The sequence below is a fragment of the Aeromicrobium sp. SP1 genome (assembly GCF_055663785.1).
Genome location: NZ_JBQVVK010000001.1, coordinates 1,463,417 through 1,481,243, shown reverse-complemented (window position 1 = coordinate 1,481,243; position 17,827 = coordinate 1,463,417). Strand labels below are relative to the sequence as shown.

The following is a 17,827-nucleotide window of genomic DNA, read 5'->3' as shown; positions in this document are numbered from 1 at the left end:
GCCATGTCCGTCAAGGTCGCGCTGGAGCACCGCACCACCTACCGGTTCCCGCGGCCGGTGCAGGTCTCGCCGCACGTCGTACGGCTGCGTCCCGCCCCGCACACCCGCACGCCGATCGAGGCGTACTCGCTCGACGTGCAGCCCGACGGCCACTTCCTCAACTGGCAGCAGGACCCGTTCGGGAACTGGCTGGCCCGGATCGTCTTCCCCGAACCGGTCGAGGAGCTCGACATCACGGTCGGCCTCGTCGCCAATCTCAAGAGCATCAACCCCTTCGACTTCTTCGTCGAGGAGTACGCCGAGACGTTCCCGTTCGAGTACGAGCCCGGGCTGAAGGCCGATCTCGCGCCGTACCTGCGGCCGGTCGACGAGTCCGACGCTGGCTCGGGGCCCGGCCCGGTCGTCGCGGCGTTCAAGGACCGGTTGCCCGAGCTGCCGGCCGGTGGTCTGCCGATCGTGAACTTCCTGGTCCAGGTCAACTCGGCCGTCAACGCTGACGTCGCGTACTCGGTGCGGATGGAGCCGGGCGTGCAGACGCCCGACACGACGCTGACCCGCGCGATCGGCTCGTGCCGTGACTCGGCGTGGCTGCTCGTGTCGCTCCTGCGCCAGTACGGCCTGGCGGCGCGATTCGTCTCGGGCTACCTCGTCCAGCTGGCGCCGGACGAGGCGGTCAAGCAGGCCGCGCTCGACGGCCCGACCGGTCCGACCGAGGACTTCACCGACCTGCACGCGTGGACCGAGGTCTTCGTCCCGGGGGCCGGCTGGATCGGGCTCGATCCCACGAGTGCGCTCTTCGCCGGAGAGGGCCACATCCCGCTGTCGGCGACGCCGCATCCCAGCAGCGCGGCGCCGATCAGCGGTGCGACCGAGGCCACGACGGTCGAGTTCAGCTTCCACAACCGCGTCACGCGCATCCACGAGGACCCGCGCGTCACCCAGCCGTACGACGCGTCGGCGTGGCCACGCGTCGACGCCCTCGGCCAGTACGTCGACGAGCTGCTCGAGGCCGGTGACGTCCGGCTGACGCAGGGTGGCGAGCCGACGTTCGTGTCGGTGGACGACCAGGAGGGCGCGGAGTGGAACACCGACGCCGACGGACCGCACAAGCGCGAGCGTGCGGGAGTGCTGGCCGAGAAGCTGCGTGAGATCTACGCACGGGGCGGACTCGTCCACCGCGGGCAGGGCAAGTGGTACCCGGGCGAGCCGTTGCCGCGCTGGCAGGTCGCGCTGCAGTGGCGCACCGACGGCGAGCCGCTATGGGGCGATCCGGCACTGTTCGCCGACCCGTGGGCCGAGGGCACCGACGCCGATGCCACGGTGCACGCAGAACAGCTCGCCCGCGCCGTCACCCGTCAGCTCGGGCTGCCCGAGGACCAGTTGCTCGCCGCGCACGAGGACCTCGTGGCCGCGCGCCTGGACGAGCTGCGCCGGCCCGATGGACCGGCACCGCAGGACGACCGGGTCGATGACGTGGCGCAGGTCGACGCGGTGGCACCCGTCTCCGGCTGGGTGCTGCCGATCGTCACGGGCGAGACGTGGCGCAGCCCCGTGTGGCGCTTCCGGCGGGGCCGGCTCGTGCTGCTGCCCGGCACGTCGCCCGTCGGACTGCGGCTGCCGCTCGACTCCATCAGCTGGCACGACCCCGAGGCCTCGGGCGATCCGTCCTACCTGCATGCCGGGCCGCCGCTCACGCCCGGCAGCCCCGCGGGGGTGGGCGTCGGCGCCCACGACCAGCCCACGACGGCGCTCGCGTTCGAGGCCCGTGACGGCTTCGTGCACGTCTTCCTGCCGCCGACCGAGCGACTCGAGGACTACGCCGACCTCGCCCACGTCATCGAGGCGGCGGCGGTCGAGACCGGCACGACGCTCGTGCTGGAGGGCTACGGGCCGCCGCCGGACTCCCGGCTGACCCAGCTCGTCGTCACCCCGGACCCCGGGGTCATCGAGGTGAACCTCCAGCCGAGCCGGACGTGGGCCGAGCTGCGCGACCTGACGACCACGCTCTATGCCACGGCGGTCACGTCGCGGCTGGGCACCGAGAAGTTCGACCTCGACGGATCGCACACGGGCACCGGGGGCGGCAACCACATCACGCTCGGCGGAACGACCCCGGCCGACTCGCCGCTGCTGCGCCGTCCCGACCTGCTCGCCTCGATGATCCGGTACTGGCAGCGGCACCCGAGCCTGTCCTATCTCTTCAGCGGCAGGTTCATCGGCCCGACGAGCCAGGCCCCGCGGTTCGACGAGGGCCGCCCCGAGGCCACGTACGAGATGCGCATCGCCCTGGCCGAGCTCGCGCGCACCGCGGGCCGGGCGAGGGAACCGCGTCCCTGGGTGACCGATCGGGCCCTGCGTCACCTGCTGACCGACCTGACCGGCAACACGCACCGCGCCGAGTTCTGCATCGACAAGCTCTACAGCCCGGACTCCTCGCGCGGCCGGATGGGCCTGCTCGAGCTGCGCGGGTTCGAGATGCCGCCCCATCCCCACATGGCGCTCGTGCAGGCGCTGCTCGTCCGCTCCCTCGTCGCGATGTTCTGGAAGCAGCCCTACACCGAGGAGCTCGTCGACTGGGGGACCCGCCTGCACGACGAGATGCTCAGCCCGTGGGGCGTGCGCCGCGACATCCGCGAGGTGATCGACGACCTGAACGACGCCGGCATCGCCTTCGAGCGGGCCTGGCTCGAGCCTTTCTTCGAGTTCCGCTTCCCGCACATCGGCACGACGCAGGTGGCCGACGTCGGGATCGAGCTGCGCTCGGCGATCGAGCCCTGGAACGTGCTCGGCGAGGAGGCCACGAGCGGCGGTACCGCGCGCTACGTCGACTCCTCGATCGAGCGGTTGCAGATCACGGTGAAGGGCGTCGACCTCATGCGGCACGCGATCGTGTGCTGCGGGGTGGCCGTGCCGCTGACGCCCACCGCCGATCCGGGCACGTACGTCGCGGCCGTCCGCTACCGGGCCTGGCAGCCGTGGTCCGCGCTGCACCCGTCGATCGAGGTGCACTCGCCGATCGTGGTCGAGCTGGTCGACCTGCGTGACGGGCAGTCCCTCGGCGGCTGCACGTACCACGTCGTCCACCCCGGCGGACGCTCGTACGACACCTTCCCGGTCAACGCCAACGCGGCCGAGTCGCGTCGCTCGAACCGCTTCGAGGCGCTCGGTCACACGAGCTCGGGCCACTCGCTCAACCGGATCCGGCGCGATCTCGAGGCGCGCAGCGTCGAGTACCCGTTCACCCTCGACCTGCGTCGGTTCAAGCCGACCCGCGCATCACGGCGCCGACCGGCGACGGGCGGGACGCGCCGGTGACCGTTCTGCGTGACTATGCGGCGTCGGTGATCCAGCCGGCGCTCGGCCAGACCGGTGCGCCCTACGACGAGGTCGCGAGCCCCGACGGCACGCTGCGATCGGCGTGGAAGCGGCTCGCGGCCGAGGCGGTCGACCTCACGCTGCCGCAGCTGACCCGGGTCGGCGACGACATCGCTCGGCTGCTGTCGGACGAGGGCGTCACCTACACGCCGCCCGGCAGTGAGCAGCAGGCGTGGCGGCTCGATCCCGTGCCGCTCGTGCTCTCCGCGGAGGAGTGGGCGGGCCTGGAGAAGGGTCTGGCCCAGCGCGCCGAGCTGCTCAACGCCATCCTCGTCGACCTCTACGGCGCCCAGCGACTGCTGTCGGCGGGGACGCTGCCGCCCAGCATCGTCTTCGGCCACAGCGGCTTCCTGCGTGGCGTCGCGCGGCCCAGCGCCGCGAACCAGCGTCCGCTGATCGTCTCGGCCACCGACCTGGGGCGCACGGCCGCGGGGGACTGGCAGGTCATCGCCGACCGCGCGCAGGCGCCCTCCGGGATCGGCTTCGCGATGGAGAACCGTCGCGTCCTGTCGCGCGTGCTTCCGGTCGCCTACCGCGAGGCCGGCCTGCACCGGCTGTCGCCGTTCTTCCAGGCGCTGCGGGTCGCGCTCATGGAGGCGGCGCCGCACGGGCTCGACAACCCGCGGGTCGTGGTGCTGTCGCCCGGACCGATGTCGGAGACCGCCTACGACCAGGCGTTCATCGCCGCCACCCTCGGCTTCCCGCTCGTGGAGGGCAGCGACCTCGTCACGCGCGACGGTGCGGTGTGGATGCGCGTGCTCGGCCGCCTCGAACGCGTCGACGTCATCCTGCGCCGGGTCGACGCCGAGTGGAGCGATCCGCTCGAGTTGCGCGGCGAGTCGCGACTGGGCGTGACCGGCCTGACCGAGGCCGTCCGACGGGGCAACGTCACGATCGTCAACGGACTCGGCTCGGGCGTCCTCGAGAACCCCGCGCTGCTGCCGTTCATGTCGGCGATGTGCGAGCAGCTGCTCGACGAGCCCCTGCGGCTCGCGGCGGTGCCCACGTTCTGGGCCGGCACCCCCGAGGGACTCGCCCAGGTGCTGGACCGGTTCGACCAGCTGCGGATCCGGCGGATCGACCCGCCCTTCGAGATCGAGGGCCTGTCGCGCGCCGAGCTCGAGGCGGCGGTGCGTGCCGAACCGCACCGGTGGGTGGGCCAGGAGATTCCCACCGTCTCGGTCTCGCCCACGCTCGAGCACGGTTCGCTGCGTCCGCACGAGGTCACGCTGCGGGCCTTCACGCTGCGCTACGGCTCCAGCTACCGGCCCATGATCGGCGGACTCGCGAGCGCGAGCCCGGTCGGCGTCACGCGCGAGGACGTGGGCGTCAGCAAGGACGTGTGGGTGCTCAAGGAGTCGCCCGACGCGCCGGACCAGGGGCTGCTGGACGTCCTGCCGGTCACGAACGCCCGCGCCCCCGTCACACCCGTGCCGCGCGTGCTCGACGATCTGTTCTGGCTCGGCCGGTACGCCGAGCGGATCGAGGACATGCTGCGCCTGGTGATCGTCACGCACGGTCTGGCCGAGGACTTCCAGGGCCGCCCGTACACGAGCGGTGGCCGCACCCTGGCCGTCGTGGCCGAGGCGATGCGGTCGCTGAGCCGTTCGCCGTTCGACGCGCTCGAGTACGAGTCCGACCTCAGGTCCCTGCTGCTCGACCCCCGACGGCGCGGATCTGTCGCGCAGACCCTCGTGCGGCTCAAGGAGATCGCCCAGAGCGTGCGCGACCAGGTCTCGCCCGACCTCTTCCGCGTGTTCGGTGCGATGGAGCGGGCCCGTGGCTCGTTGGCGGCCAACCCGCACAGCTGGCAGATCGGCGAGAGCGCCGGTCGCATGCTCACGGACATCCTCGCGCTGCACGGCGTCACCGGGAACATGGTCCGCGACGAGGGATGGCGGCTCATGGAGATCGGTCGCGCGATCGAGCGGAGCCTGCAACTGTGCCACGTCGTCGGTCCGACCCTCACGGTGCGGCGCGGCATCGACATCGACCGGGACGTCAACACCGCGGTCCTGCAGGCGGCCGAGAGCGCCGTCACCCACCGCCGCCGGTACCGCGGCGTCGTGCGCGCGACCACGGTGCTCGACCTGCTGCTGCTCGACGACGCCAATCCGCGGTCGCTCCTGTTCAACCTGCGTGCCATCGACGAGCACCTCACGGCGATGCCGGGCTCGACGGGATCGACCCGACCCGAGCGGCTCGTCGACGACCTCCTGGAGGAGCTCGCGCGTCTGGACGTGCCCGCCCTCATGGCGATCGACGGTGAGAACCGGCCGAACCTGATCCGCTTCGGCCAGGCCACGGCGCAGCAGCTCATGCGGCTCTCGGACGCGGTCGCCGAGGTGCACTTCGCGACCGGACCCTCGCAGCGGATCCTGGGCGTCTCGATCGGTGGCGATGACGTGTGAAGTACCGCGTCTGGCACCGCACCACCTACACGTACGACGACGACGTGTCGAACAGCTACGGCATCGCGTACGTCGTGCCCCGACAGCTGCCCTCGCAGCACGTCGCCACGGTCGACGTCCGCATCGACCCCAGCCCTTCGGACTCGACGCACGACGTCGACTTCTACGGCAACGCGACGACCTACTTCCAGGTCACCGATCCACATCGCCGGCTGGTCGTCGATGCCACGAGCGAGGTCGACGTCGACCGGCCGACGTACGACGCCGACGCACTCGCCACGCCGTGGGAGCAGGCCCGTCCGGCCGAGCGGACCGACGTCGCGGAGGCGTGGCGCGCCGTCGACTTCTCGCTGCCGTCCAAGCTCGTCGACCAGACGGAGGAGGCGCACGCGTACGCCGCGCGGTCGCTCACCCCGGGGCGTCCGGTGGGGGAGGCGGTCACGGACCTGATGCACCGGATCCACGCCGACTTCGAGTACAAGAAGGGCGCGACGACCGTCACGACGCGGATCGACGACGTCTTCGACAAGCGCGCCGGCGTCTGCCAGGACTTCGCGCACCTGACCCTCTCGTGCCTGCGCTCGCACGGACTGGCCGTCCGGTACGTCAGCGGCTACCTCGCGACGACTCCGCCGCCGGGCAAGGAGCGGATCGTCGGCGCGGACGCCTCGCACGCGTGGGCGTCGGTGTGGCTGCCCGACGGAACGTGGCTCGCGGTCGATCCGACGAACGACCAGTGGGCCAACGACCGGTACGTCACCGTCGCGTGGGGCCGCGACTACAAGGACGTTCCGCCCGTGAAGGGCATCATCTTCACCGACGCGAAGAAGTCCGAGCTCGACGTCCGGGTCGACGTCGCGCCCATCGGCTGAGCGGGCTCACACCGTCTCTGGCACCGTGGGTGCGTGCGCGCCTTCACGTGCCGCAACTGCGGCAACGACCTGTACTTCGAGAACTCGACGTGCGTCACGTGCGCGTCGGCGCTCGGCTTCTCCCGCGAGGAACGGGCGATCGTGCCCGTCGACGACGCCGGGCGCTACATCGACGCCGAGGGCTACATCTGGTGGGTGTGCGGCAACCTGGACCTGTCCGGGTGCACGTGGCTCTCGCGCTTCGAGGGCGGGCTGTGCTTCAGCTGCGGGCTGACCCGCACCAGGCCCAGTGACGCCGACGTCGGTGGCCTGTCGCTGTTCCCGATCGCCGAGAAGGCGAAGCGGCGCCTCATCGTCGAGCTCGACGCGCTCGCGCTGCCGATCGTGACCCGCGCCGACGATCCCGCGAACGGGCTCGCCTTCGACCTGCTCTCGAGCTCGGTCCACCCCGTGACGACGGGCCACGAGGACGGCGTCATCACGATCGACCTCGCCGAGAGCGACAGCGTCCACCGCGAGCAGGTCCGCCGGCAGCTGGCCGAGCCGTACCGGACGATGCTGGGCCACTTCCGGCACGAGATCGGCCACTACTACGAGCAGCTGCTCGTCCAGGGCGACCTGCGCACCCGCTCGCGGGAGGTGTTCGGCGACGAGACCCTCGACTACGGGCAGGCTCTCGACCGGCACTACGCGGACGGACCGCCCGCGGGCTGGCAGGGCTCGTTCATCAGCACGTACGCGACGATGCACCCGTTCGAGGACTTCGCCGAGACCTTCGCGCACTTCCTGCACATCACCGACACGATCGACACGGCCCAGGCGTTCGGCCTCACGACCGTCAACCCGGAGGCCTTCCGCGCCTTCCGCGACCTCGTCACGGGGGTGTGGGTGCCGCTGTCCGTCGCGCTCAACCAGATCAACCGGTCGATGGGCAAGGAGCCGCTCTACCCCTTCGTGATCGCGGCGCCCGTGCTCGCCAAGCTCGACTTCGTCGCGTCGTTGACGTCGCGGTACGCCGAGTTGTAGTTCGTCTGGGAGACTGGGGTCATGGCGAACGAGGTCGATGTCGCGGACGTGAACCCCCAGCCGCTTCCCCTCGTGATGGCTCCGCCACGAGGTCGCGGCAAGCCGCCGCGCCATCTCGCGGACCTGTCGCCCGAGGAGCGCAAGGCCGCGGCCGACGAGCTGGGCCTCAAGGGCTTCCGGGTCAAGCAGGTCGCGCACCACTACTTCGCCCGGCTCGAGCGCGATCCCGAGGCGATGACCGACCTGCCGGCCAAGGACCGCGACGCGATCGTGTCCGCCCTGCTGCCGCCGCTGCTGTCGACCGTGCGCGTGCTCGAGGCTGACCGCGGGACGACCCGCAAGACCCTGTGGCGGCTGTTCGACGGGTCGCTCGTCGAGTCCGTCCTGATGCGCTACCCCGACCGCGCCACGATCTGCGTGTCCAGCCAGGCCGGCTGCGGCATGGCGTGCCCGTTCTGCGCCACCGGCCAGGGCGGCCTGCAGCGCAACATGAGCACGGCCGAGATCGTCGACCAGGTCGTCGACGCCGCCCACCAGATGGCCTCCGGTGCCGTTCCCGGCGGGCCGGGCCGGCTCTCGAACGTCGTCTTTATGGGCATGGGCGAGCCGATGGCCAACTACAAGGCCGTGATCGGGTCCGTGCGCCGGATGGTGTCCACGGCACCGGACGGCCTCGGGATGAGCGCCCGCAACATCACGGTCTCGACCGTCGGCCTCGTGCCGCGGATGAGGCAGCTCGCCACCGAGGGCATTCCCGTCACGCTCGCGCTGAGCCTGCACGCGCCCGACGACGAGCTGCGCAACGAGCTCGTCCCGATCAACACCCGGTTCAGCGTCGCCGAGACCGTCGAGGCCGCGTGGGAGTACGCCCGGACGACGAAGCGACGCGTCTCGATCGAGTACGCCATGATGCGCGACATCAACGACCAGGCGTGGCGCGCCGACATGCTGGGCGACGTGCTGAACTCCTACGGCGACTGGGGCTGGGTGCACGTGAACCTGATCCCGCTCAACCCGACGCCGGGTTCGAAGTGGACCGCGTCGCGGCGCGAGGACGAGCGCGAGTTCGTGCGCCGGCTCGAGGCCAAGGGCATCCCGACGACCGTCCGCGACACGCGCGGCTCCGACATCGACGGCGCCTGCGGCCAGTTGGCCGCCGCCGAGTGAGCCGTCCCGGCTCGAGGTTCCGTCCACCTGCTTGGTTCTGTCTGCCGTGCGCGGCATACTGAGGTCGTCTGGCGCGCTCCGCGTCAGAAAGTGAACCCGAGACCCGTCCGGACGGACGTGGCGCTCGGGTTTCGCGCTTCCTACACGTGCGTCACGCCGTTCACCAGGGGTGCGACCCGGCGCCGCCACTCACCACCGCGGGCCCAGCACCAGGCGATCACGTCGGGGAGGGCGAGTAGAGGCTCGGAGGAGAGGGTCTGGTGGCGATAGGAGATCGCCGTCGCTCCGAAGTCACGAGTTGCCGAGGCGATCGTCCGCGCGTCTCGTGACACGAGGGTGTGGTCGAGGTCCAGGACGAGCTGGGCGACGGGCTCACGCGCGGCCCGCTGGACGATCTCCCGCAGGGCGCGTTCGCGACGTCGGTGCTCTGCCTCGGGACCGCGACCGGCATCGAGGACGAACGCGCCGATGCGCGCAGTACGCAGTCCGGCGACCGCATCGGCGATGAGACGGCGTCGGGGCGCACTCTCGTGCTTCATGTGGATCGAGCGCTGCCGGGGAAGCACGAGTCCGTCGATCGTTCGGCGCGCGGCACGCAGCGAATCGTCGGGGCAGGACACGGCGACGACTAGGTAGCTCTTGGCCTTGGTCTCGTCAATGAAGTACTGGACACCCATCCTCGTCAATCATTCCGGCGAGGGCCGACATCCCATCGGCGACCAGTTGGCCGCCGCCGAGTGAGCCGTCCCGGCTCGATAGGTTGGACGTCATGTCCGACACCCTGCGCACCGCGCGCGACGGCGACGTCACGATCCTGACCCTGACGCGTCCGGATCGCCGCAACGCGCTGAACACCGAGCTCTGCCGGGCCCTGCACGACGCCGTCGACGAGGCCGTCTCCGGCGGCGCCCGCGCGATCGTGGTGACGGGGGAGGGCACGGCATTCTGCGCCGGCGCCGACCTCGGTGGGGTCTACGGCGACGAGTTCATTGACGCGCTCTACGCGATGCTGCACCACCTGGCCGAGGTGCCGGTGCCGATCATCGCCGCAGTCAACGGACCGGCGATCGGCGCGGGCACCCAGCTCGCGATCGCGTGCGACCTGCGGGTGGCCGACGAGACCGCCCGCTTCGCCGTCCCGACCGCGCGGAACGGGATGGCCGTGGACGCATGGACCATCCGCACGCTCGCCTCGCTCGCCGGCACCGGACGCGCCCGGCGGGTCATGCTCGCCGCCGACACGATCTCGCGCGAGGAGGGGCTCGCCTGCGGACTGGTGGATCGCCCGGGCACGCTCGAGGACGCGGTCGCCTGGGCCCACGAGATCGCCACGCTCGCGCCGCTCACGCTCGCGCACAACAAGCTCGTGCTCAACGGCTCGTCAGCCGACGACGACCGCATCACCGAGAGCTTCACGGCCGTGTGGGCCAGCGAGGACGTCCGCGAGGCGGCCGCGGCCCGGCTCGAGAAGCGTGACCCGATCTTCAGGGGGATCTGATGACCATCCACAGCCTCGCCTTCCGCGCGCTCGACCGACATGTCGTCGACGGGCGCGCCGACGAGCCCGCGTTCGTCACGCCCACCCGCACGCTGAGCTACGCGCAACTGCTCCACGAGTCGGCATCGCTCGCCGGAGGTCTGCGCGACCTCGGTGTGGTCGCCGGTACGCCCTTGCGACTGAGCGTGCCCGACCGGCGCGTCTGGGTGCTGGGCGTCCTCGCGATCGTCAGGCTGGGTGCGGAGCCGGTCCACGAGGGCGACGACGCCCGGTTCCGGATCGTCGACGACCCGGCCGTGGTGCAGGTCGACGACGAGGTCCTCGACCTCGACCTCGTGCTGCGGGCCGGGCGCCACGAGCCTGCGACCGCCCCGGTCACCGATCCGGGCGACTACGCCGAGCGGCTCGAGCGGCGGTACGGCGACGTGCTCGCGACGCTCCTGCACGGCGGCACCCTGACCTGACCTGCGACGACGCGCGCGGGACGCGCCCTGTCCGCCCGCTGTGGGTGCCGCCCGGCAGGATGGACCCATGATCTCCGTCCAGAACCTCACGAAGGTGTACGGCGACTTCCGCGCGGTAGACGACATCACGTTCTCCTGCACCCCGGGCCGGGTCACCGGCTTCCTGGGTCCGAACGGCGCCGGCAAGTCCACCGCGATGCGCATGATCGCGGGCCTGACTCCACCGACCTCCGGGACCGCCACGATCGGTGGCGTCGCCTACGCCGACATCCCGAACCCGTCGACCCAGGTGGGCGTCCTGTTGGACGCCTCGGCACAGCACGCCGGCCGCACCGGCCGCGAGGTGCTCACGCTCGGCGCGATGGGGATGGGTCTGCCGTCCTCGCGGGTCGACGAGATGCTCGAGCTCGTGGGCCTCACGCCCTCGGAGGCCAAGCGCCGGATCCGCAACTACTCGCTCGGCATGCGCCAGCGGCTCGGTATCGCGCACGCGCTGCTGGGCGATCCGAAGATCCTCATCCTCGACGAGCCGGCCAACGGGCTCGACCCGGCCGGCATCCACTGGATGCGCCAGCTGCTCAAGCACTACGCCCAGCAGGGCGGCACCGTGATGCTGTCCTCGCACCTGCTGCACGAGATCGAGGTCATCGCCGACGAGCTGATCGTCATCGGCAACGGCCGGATCATCGCCCAGGGCACGAAGGCCGAACTCCTGCAGTCCTCGGGCACGCTCGTGCGCGGGCTCGATGCCGCCATCCTCGGCGCCGCGCTGCAGTCGGCCGGCATCACCGCCGAGCCGGCCCAGGACGGCGCCTTCCGCACGTCCGCCTCGGCCGAGGACGTGGGACGGGCCGCGGCCGCGGCCGGTGCCGTGCTCGTCGAGCTGCGTGCCGACGACAGCGAATCGCTCGAGGACCTGTTCCTGCAGATGACCGCCGACACGCAACGCGATGTCATCAACCCGACGGGAGTCACCGCATGAGCACCGACACCACGCCGAACGTCGGCATCCGCACCGACGTCCCCGGCATTCCGTTCCATCGGCTGGTCCGGCTCGAGGCGCGCAAGTCGTTCGACACGCGCGCCGGCCGCTGGCTGAGCATCTCGATCCTGATCCTCGTCGCGATCGTGATGCTGATCATGTCGCTCGCGGTCTCCAACGGCGGCGTCGACCAGTTCGAGTTCTACGTGCAGGCTTCCGGCGGGGCGCTGGGCTACTTCCTGCCGATCATCCCGATCATGCTCGTGACGCAGGAGTGGGGCCAGCGCACCGGCCTGGTGACATTCACGCTCGAGCCCCGTCGTGGGCGCGTCGTGCTGGCCAAGCTGGTGGCGACGCTGATCATCTCGCTCATCGTGCTCGTGCTGGCGTTCGCGCTCGCGGCGGTCGGTGCGTCCTTGGCCAGCCTGCGCGGCACCGACATCGACTGGTCGCTGCCCGGGAACGCGTTGTTCAACTTCGTGCTGTCGAACACGATCGGCGTACTCGTGGGCTTCGCGATCGCCATGCTGCTCATCAACACGGCCGCCGCGATCGTGACCTACTTCATCTACACGCTCGTGCTGCCGACCGTGGCGAACATCGCGGGCGCCCTCATCAGCTGGTTCGAGCCCGTCGTCCCGTGGATCGAGTTCAACACGGCCCAGCAGCCGCTGTTCACCGGCGACTACACGCTGACCGGCGAGCAGTGGGGACAGTTGGCCACGTCCGGCGCCCTGTGGCTCGTGCTGCCGTTCTGCCTCGGCCTGTGGCGACTGTTGCGCGCCGAGGTGAAGTAGCAGCGCTCAGCCCGACTTCAGGGTGCGGTGCCACAATGACCCCATGAGCTCTCGGGTCGTCATCCTCGGTTCGACCGGGTCGATCGGCACGCAGGCGCTCGACGTCGTGCGGGCCAATCCGGACCGCTTCGACGTCGTCGCCCTGGCCGCGGGCGGGGCCGATCCGGCGACGCTCGCCGCCCAGGCCCTGGAGTTCGAGGTCGAGGTCGTCGCCGTCGCGAGTGCCACGGCGGCGCAGGACGTCCAGCTCGCGCTCTACGCCGAGGCGCAGCGCCGAGGCTGGTCGGCCGGTGAGTACGCGCTGCCGCGGTTGCTCGCCGGACCTCAGGCCGCCACCGAGGTCGCTCGGGTTCCCGCGGACACGGTGCTCAACGGCATGACGGGCGCCGTCGGCCTGCTGCCGACGCTCGCGGCCCTGGAGTCCGGAGCCACCCTCGCGCTGGCCAACAAGGAGTCGCTCATCATCGGCGGGCACCTGGTCCTCGACGCGGCCGCGCCGGGGCAGCTGGTCCCGGTCGACTCCGAGCACTCGGCCCTCGCGCAGGCCCTGCGCGGCGAGGATCCGGCCGACGTCCGGCGGCTCGTCCTGACCGCCAGCGGCGGGCCGTTCCGTGGTCGCTCCCGCGAGGAGCTGCGCGACGTGACGCCCGAGCAGGCGTCCGCCCATCCGACGTGGGACATGGGCCCCGTCATCACGATCAACTCGGCCACGCTCGTCAACAAGGGCCTCGAGGTGATCGAGGCGCACCTGCTGTTCGGAGTCGAGTTCGAGCGGATCGAGGTCGTCGTGCACCCCACCTCGGTCGTGCACTCGATGGTCGAGTTCGTCGACGGCTCGACGATGGCGCAGGCCTCGCCGCCGGACATGCGACTGCCGATCGCGCTCGGCCTGGCCTGGCCGCGGCGCGTTCCGGGTGCCGTGCCGGCGTGCGACTGGACGCGACCGCAGGCGTGGGAGTTCTTCCCGCTCGACGACTCGGCCTTCCCGGCGATCTCGGTCGCCCGTCGCGCCGGTACCTTCGGTCGCACGGCTCCGGCGGTGTTCAACGCCGCGAACGAGGTGTGCGTCGACGCGTTCATGGCGGGCGAGCTGGACTTCCTCGGGATCGTCGACACGGTCGCCGAGGTCGTCGATGCCCATCTGGCCGACCCCGAGTCCGGGGAGGGCGACCTCACGGTCGAGCGCGTGCTCGCCGCGGACGCCGAGGCACGCCGTCGGGCCGCCGACGCGGTCGCTGCCCGCTCGGAGGTGGTCGGCCGATGATGTACGCGCTCGGTGTCGTCGTCTTCCTGGTCGGCGTCGCCCTCTCGATCGCGCTGCACGAGGTCGGTCACATGTGGCCAGCCAAGAAGTTCGGCGTCAAGGTCACCCAGTTCTTCGTCGGGTTCGGCTCGACCGTCTGGTCGACCCGCCGCGGTGAGACCGAGTACGGCTTCAAGGCGTTCCCGCTCGGCGGCTTCGTCAAGCTGGTCGGGATGCTGCCTCCGGAGAAGGAGGAGCGCGACGTCGACGGGCACCTCATCGTCCGCTCGTCCGACACCGGCCTGTTCACCCAGATGGCCTCCGACGCTCGCGCCGCCGAGTACGAGGACGTCGATCCGGCGGACGAGGACCGGCTCTTCTACCGCAAGCCGTGGTGGCAGAAGGTCATCGTGATGGCCGGCGGTCCCACCGTGAACCTGCTCATCGCCACCGTGCTGTTCTCGATCTCGTTCATGGCGTTCGGCGTGTCGACGCCCACCACGACGGTCTCCGCGGTGTCCGACTGCGCGATCGCCGATGACGAGCTCGGTCGCGCGTGCACCGACGACGACCCGGTCACGCCCGCCCGTCAGGCCGGCCTCGAGCCCGGCGACGTCATCACGACCTTCAACGGCACGCAGATCGACGAGTGGGACTCGCTCACCGTCCTGATCCGCAAGAACGGCGACCGCGAGGCCACGATCGGCTACGAGCGGGACGGCGCCGAGCACGAGGCCACGGTCAACACGTCGGTGCTCTCGCGAGTGTCGGTCGACGACCCCGACAAGACCGAGAAGGTCGGCTTCCTGGGGGTTTCCCCGGAGTTCGTGAACGAGCGTCAGGGACCGGTCTTCGTCGTCCAGGAGATGGGCTCGATGATCGGCACGACCGCGGTCGCCCTCGTGCACATGCCGGAGCGGATGGTCGACGTCGCGAAGGCGGCGTTGGGCGGCGAGCGCGGGGCTGACACGCCGGTCAGCGTCGTCGGTGCCAGCCGGGTCGCCGGCGAGCTCGTGACCGTCGACGATCCGACGTGGGCCGAGCGCGCCCAGCGTGTGATCGGCCTGCTCGCGGGGCTGAACCTGTTCCTGTGGATGTTCAACCTGATCCCGCTGCTGCCGCTCGACGGTGGCCACATCGCCGGAGCCCTGTGGGAGGAGGGTCGTCGCCGGATCGCGCGGTGGCGTGGCCGGCCCGATCCGGGGTTCGTCGACGTCGCGAAGATGCTGCCGGTCGCCTACGGCGTGGGGGTCGTCCTTATAGTCATGGGTGTGGTGCTGATCTACGCGGACATCGTCAACCCGGTGAGGATCTCGTGACGAACATCGACCTCGGGATGCCCGAGGCACCGCCGCCGGTGCTGGCGCCGCGACGGCCCACTCGCAAGATCAAGGTCGGCACGGTCGACGTCGGTGGCGACGCCCCGATCTCGGTGCAGTCGATGACCACGACGCTCACGTCCGACGTCAACACGACGCTTCAGCAGATCGCCGAGCTGACCGCCGCCGGCTGCGACATCGTGCGCGTGGCGTGCCCGAGCCAGGACGATGCCGACGCGCTCGGTGCGATCGCGAAGAAGTCGCAGATCCCGGTCATCGCCGACATCCACTTCCAGCCCAAGTACGTCTTCGCCGCGATCGACGCCGGTTGCGCCGCGGTCCGCGTCAACCCGGGCAACATCCGCAAGTTCGACGACCAGGTCGGCGCGATCGCGAAAGCCGCCAAGGACGCCGGCGTCTCGCTGAGGATCGGCGTCAACGCCGGGTCCCTCGACAAGCGACTGCTGGAGAAGTACGGCAAGGCCACGCCGGAGGCGCTCGTCGAGTCCGCCGTGTGGGAGGCGTCGCTGTTCGAGGAGCACGACTTCCACGACTTCAAGATCTCGGTCAAGCACAACGACCCCGTCGTCATGGTGCGCGCGTACGAGCTGCTCTCCGAGCGCGGCGACTGGCCGCTGCACCTGGGCGTGACCGAGGCCGGACCCGCGTTCCAAGGCACGATCAAGAGCGCCACGGCGTTCGGCGCCCTCCTGAGCAAGGGCATCGGCGACACGATCCGCGTCTCCCTCTCGGCCCCTCCGGTCGAGGAGGTCAAGGTCGGCATCCAGATCCTGCAGTCACTCAACCTGCGTCCCCGCAAGCTCGAGATCGTCTCGTGCCCGTCGTGCGGACGCGCCCAGGTCGACGTGTACACGCTCGCCGAGCAGGTCACGGCCGGCCTCGACGGCCTCGAGGTGCCACTGCGCGTCGCGGTCATGGGCTGCGTCGTCAACGGCCCGGGCGAGGCCCGTGAGGCCGACCTCGGCGTCGCCTCCGGCAACGGCAAGGGGCAGATCTTCGTCAAGGGGGAGGTCGTCAAGACCGTCCCGGAGAGCCAGATCGTCGAGACCCTCATCGACGAGGCCATGCGCATCGCCGAGACCATGGAGCCCGTTGACGGAGGCTCCGCCTCCGTCACCGTCTCCTGACGCCTCGCCGTCCTGCGCTCGTCCTGTCGGCGGGCCGGGTGGTCACGGATCTTGATGCCTTCGGGTGGGTATAGCCACCCCAACGCATCAAGATCGGTCGCCTGGGCCACCCGAATGCCTCAAGATCCGTTCCCCGGAGGCGGGCGGTGTGGCGGGCGGTGCGGCGCGCGGGTTGGCCGGGGACGGGGCGGTGGTGGCTGGGTACAGTTTGCTCCATGACCGAGGTCTGCGATCCGCCTGCGGCCACGTCCTCGTACGTGAGGGCGTTGGGTCGTGCGGACATCGACCTCGTGCACGAGGTGCTGGAACGCCAGCCGCTCGTCGACATGTTCGTGCGCCATCGCGTGGACTCCACGCGGCTCGACCGGAGGTGGTTCGGCGCCGAGCTGTGGGGCTACTTCGAGGACGGCGAGCCCGTCTCGTTGCTCCACGTCGGCGCGAACGTCGTGCCCGTGCAGGCGACTCCCGCGGCGATCACCGCCTTCGCCGACCGGCTCCTCACGCACCGGCACCGACCCAGCTCGCTCGTCGGCCCGGCGGCCGCGGTGCTCCCGTTGTGGGACCTCGTCGAGGGGACGTGGGGGCCGGCGCGGTCACCGCGCCCCGTGCAGCCGTTCATGGTCATGGAGCACGACTCCGACGTCCCGTTGGACCCCCGCGTCAGACCCGTCACGATCGACCAGGTCGACACGCTCTATCCCGCGTGCGTCGCGATGTTCACCGAGGAGGTGGGCGTGCATCCGGAGTCGGTGGGCTCGGCCCACGGCTACCGCGCGCGTGTCGCGCAACTGGTGTCGATGGGCTGGTCCTGGGCGATCATCGAGGACGACACCGTGCTGTTCAAGACGGAGGTCGGCGCAGCCACGGACGCCGGCTGCCAACTGCAGGGCGTCTGGGTCCATCCCGACCTGCGCGGCACCGGCGTCGCCGCGCCCGCGCTCGCCTCGGTCGTGCGCCAGGTCCGCAGGGCCGTGGCACCCGCGGTGACGCTGTACGTCAACGATCACAACATCGCCGCACGCCGTGCCTACGAGCGAGTAGGGTTCCGACAGGTCGAGACGTTCGCCTCGATCCTGCTGTGACCCATCCCGCTCCGAAGAAGGTGCCCGTGTCCGTGCGCTCCCGCGATCTCGCCCTCGTTGCCGTCCCGTTCGTCGTCTCCGGCGTGATCCACCTCGTGCGGCCGGAGGTGTTCGAGCCGATCGTGCCGAAGGCCCTGCCGCGCAAGCGTGAGCTGGTCCTCGTGTCGGGTGTGGCCGAGCTGGCGTGTGCCGCCGCCGTGCTGAACCCGTCCACGCGACGACTCGGCGGACTGGCCTCGGCGGGCCTGCTCGCGGCGGTGTTCCCGGCCAACGTGCAGATGGCCGTCGACGTCGTCGGCAGCAAGAAGTCGCCCACGTGGTTCAAGGCCGGCACGATCGCGCGACTGCCGTTGCAGTGGCCGCTGATCCGTGCGGCGCTCAGCCTGTCCCGCTCGGCCAAGGCCTGATCACGACGACGCGGGCGCCCACGGGCGCCCGCGTCG

The 17,827-nt window shown here is 70.9% G+C and carries 15 protein-coding genes; 14 read left to right on the top strand and 1 reads right to left on the bottom strand.

Features of this window, described 5'->3' with window-relative positions; all coding sequences use genetic code 11:
* Window positions 1-3: 3 nt before the first annotated feature.
* Genes ACT26F_RS07225 through rlmN form a run of 5 tightly spaced genes read left to right on the top strand, consistent with a single transcriptional unit; the run spans window position 4 to window position 8,851 of the window.
* Window positions 4-3,315 carry a transglutaminase family protein gene (locus ACT26F_RS07225; protein WP_471669835.1) on the top strand — a complete coding sequence of 1,104 codons (3,312 nt, stop codon included), beginning with the start codon at window positions 4-6 and terminating at the stop codon, window positions 3,313-3,315.
* Window positions 3,312-5,786, top strand: coding sequence for a circularly permuted type 2 ATP-grasp protein (locus ACT26F_RS07220; protein WP_471669834.1), 2,475 nt, complete (start codon window positions 3,312-3,314; stop codon window positions 5,784-5,786). The genes ACT26F_RS07225 and ACT26F_RS07220 overlap by 4 nt, the downstream gene beginning before the upstream one ends.
* The gene (locus ACT26F_RS07215; RefSeq protein ID WP_471669833.1) at window positions 5,783-6,658 is read left to right on the top strand and encodes a transglutaminase family protein; all 876 of its coding nucleotides are present in this window, start codon (window positions 5,783-5,785) and stop codon (window positions 6,656-6,658) included. Before ACT26F_RS07220 ends, ACT26F_RS07215 begins: the two co-directional genes overlap by 4 nt.
* A gap of 33 nt (window positions 6,659-6,691) precedes the next feature.
* Complete coding sequence (locus ACT26F_RS07210) at window positions 6,692-7,684, top strand: zinc-binding metallopeptidase family protein (RefSeq protein ID WP_471669832.1); 993 nt, start codon at window positions 6,692-6,694, stop codon at window positions 7,682-7,684.
* Between the two features lie 21 nt (window positions 7,685-7,705).
* Complete coding sequence (rlmN, locus tag ACT26F_RS07205) at window positions 7,706-8,851, top strand: dual-specificity RNA methyltransferase RlmN (protein ID WP_471669831.1); 1,146 nt, start codon at window positions 7,706-7,708, stop codon at window positions 8,849-8,851.
* 140 nt (window positions 8,852-8,991) lie between these two features.
* Here the strand turns inward: rlmN and ACT26F_RS07200 are convergent, their stop codons facing one another.
* A complete protein-coding gene (locus tag ACT26F_RS07200; protein ID WP_471669830.1) occupies window positions 8,992-9,528 on the bottom strand; it encodes a hypothetical protein in 537 nt (178 codons plus the stop codon).
* 92 nt (window positions 9,529-9,620) lie between these two features.
* Between ACT26F_RS07200 and ACT26F_RS07195 the strand changes: the two genes are divergently transcribed.
* The 9 genes from ACT26F_RS07195 (at window position 9,621) to ACT26F_RS07155 (ending at window position 17,791) form a co-directional block, all read left to right on the top strand.
* On the top strand, window positions 9,621-10,349 hold the full coding sequence (locus tag ACT26F_RS07195) for an enoyl-CoA hydratase (RefSeq protein ID WP_471669829.1): 729 nt from the start codon (window positions 9,621-9,623) through the stop codon (window positions 10,347-10,349).
* On the top strand, window positions 10,349-10,813 hold the full coding sequence (locus ACT26F_RS07190) for an AMP-binding protein (RefSeq protein ID WP_471669828.1): 465 nt from the start codon (window positions 10,349-10,351) through the stop codon (window positions 10,811-10,813). The genes ACT26F_RS07195 and ACT26F_RS07190 overlap by 1 nt, the downstream gene beginning before the upstream one ends.
* A gap of 67 nt (window positions 10,814-10,880) precedes the next feature.
* Window positions 10,881-11,795 carry an ABC transporter ATP-binding protein gene (locus tag ACT26F_RS07185; RefSeq protein WP_471669827.1) on the top strand — a complete coding sequence of 305 codons (915 nt, stop codon included), beginning with the start codon at window positions 10,881-10,883 and terminating at the stop codon, window positions 11,793-11,795.
* A complete protein-coding gene (locus ACT26F_RS07180; protein ID WP_471669826.1) occupies window positions 11,792-12,592 on the top strand; it encodes an ABC transporter permease in 801 nt (266 codons plus the stop codon). Before ACT26F_RS07185 ends, ACT26F_RS07180 begins: the two co-directional genes overlap by 4 nt.
* A 43-nt stretch (window positions 12,593-12,635) precedes the next feature.
* On the top strand, window positions 12,636-13,856 hold the full coding sequence (gene dxr, locus ACT26F_RS07175) for a 1-deoxy-D-xylulose-5-phosphate reductoisomerase (protein ID WP_471669825.1): 1,221 nt from the start codon (window positions 12,636-12,638) through the stop codon (window positions 13,854-13,856).
* Window positions 13,853-15,154, top strand: a complete 1,302-nt coding sequence (locus ACT26F_RS07170) for a M50 family metallopeptidase (protein WP_471669824.1) — start codon at window positions 13,853-13,855, stop codon at window positions 15,152-15,154. Before dxr ends, ACT26F_RS07170 begins: the two co-directional genes overlap by 4 nt.
* 17 nt (window positions 15,155-15,171) lie before the next feature.
* Window positions 15,172-16,302, top strand: coding sequence for a flavodoxin-dependent (E)-4-hydroxy-3-methylbut-2-enyl-diphosphate synthase (ispG, locus tag ACT26F_RS07165; protein ID WP_471671666.1), 1,131 nt, complete (start codon window positions 15,172-15,174; stop codon window positions 16,300-16,302).
* Window positions 16,303-16,517: 215 nt separating this feature from the next.
* Complete coding sequence (locus ACT26F_RS07160) at window positions 16,518-17,384, top strand: GNAT family N-acetyltransferase (RefSeq protein WP_471669823.1); 867 nt, start codon at window positions 16,518-16,520, stop codon at window positions 17,382-17,384.
* A gap of 26 nt (window positions 17,385-17,410) precedes the next feature.
* Window positions 17,411-17,791 (top strand): DoxX family protein, encoded by a 381-nt coding sequence (locus ACT26F_RS07155; RefSeq protein ID WP_471669822.1) that lies wholly within the window; start codon window positions 17,411-17,413, stop codon window positions 17,789-17,791.
* Window positions 17,792-17,827: the final 36 nt, after the last annotated feature.

Coding starts and splice junctions, on each gene's coding strand:
- dxr (WP_471669825.1), top strand. CDS start 12,636: ATGAGCTCTCGGGTCGTCATCCTCGGTTCGACCGGGTCGATCGGCACG.
- ACT26F_RS07185 (WP_471669827.1), top strand. CDS start 10,881: ATGATCTCCGTCCAGAACCTCACGAAGGTGTACGGCGACTTCCGCGCG.
- ACT26F_RS07225 (WP_471669835.1), top strand. CDS start 4: ATGTCCGTCAAGGTCGCGCTGGAGCACCGCACCACCTACCGGTTCCCG.
- rlmN (WP_471669831.1), top strand. CDS start 7,706: ATGGCGAACGAGGTCGATGTCGCGGACGTGAACCCCCAGCCGCTTCCC.
- ACT26F_RS07200 (WP_471669830.1), bottom strand. CDS start 9,528: ATGGGTGTCCAGTACTTCATTGACGAGACCAAGGCCAAGAGCTACCTA.
- ispG (WP_471671666.1), top strand. CDS start 15,172: ATGCCCGAGGCACCGCCGCCGGTGCTGGCGCCGCGACGGCCCACTCGC.
- ACT26F_RS07190 (WP_471669828.1), top strand. CDS start 10,349: ATGACCATCCACAGCCTCGCCTTCCGCGCGCTCGACCGACATGTCGTC.
- ACT26F_RS07160 (WP_471669823.1), top strand. CDS start 16,518: ATGACCGAGGTCTGCGATCCGCCTGCGGCCACGTCCTCGTACGTGAGG.
- ACT26F_RS07195 (WP_471669829.1), top strand. CDS start 9,621: ATGTCCGACACCCTGCGCACCGCGCGCGACGGCGACGTCACGATCCTG.
- ACT26F_RS07170 (WP_471669824.1), top strand. CDS start 13,853: ATGATGTACGCGCTCGGTGTCGTCGTCTTCCTGGTCGGCGTCGCCCTC.
- ACT26F_RS07180 (WP_471669826.1), top strand. CDS start 11,792: ATGAGCACCGACACCACGCCGAACGTCGGCATCCGCACCGACGTCCCC.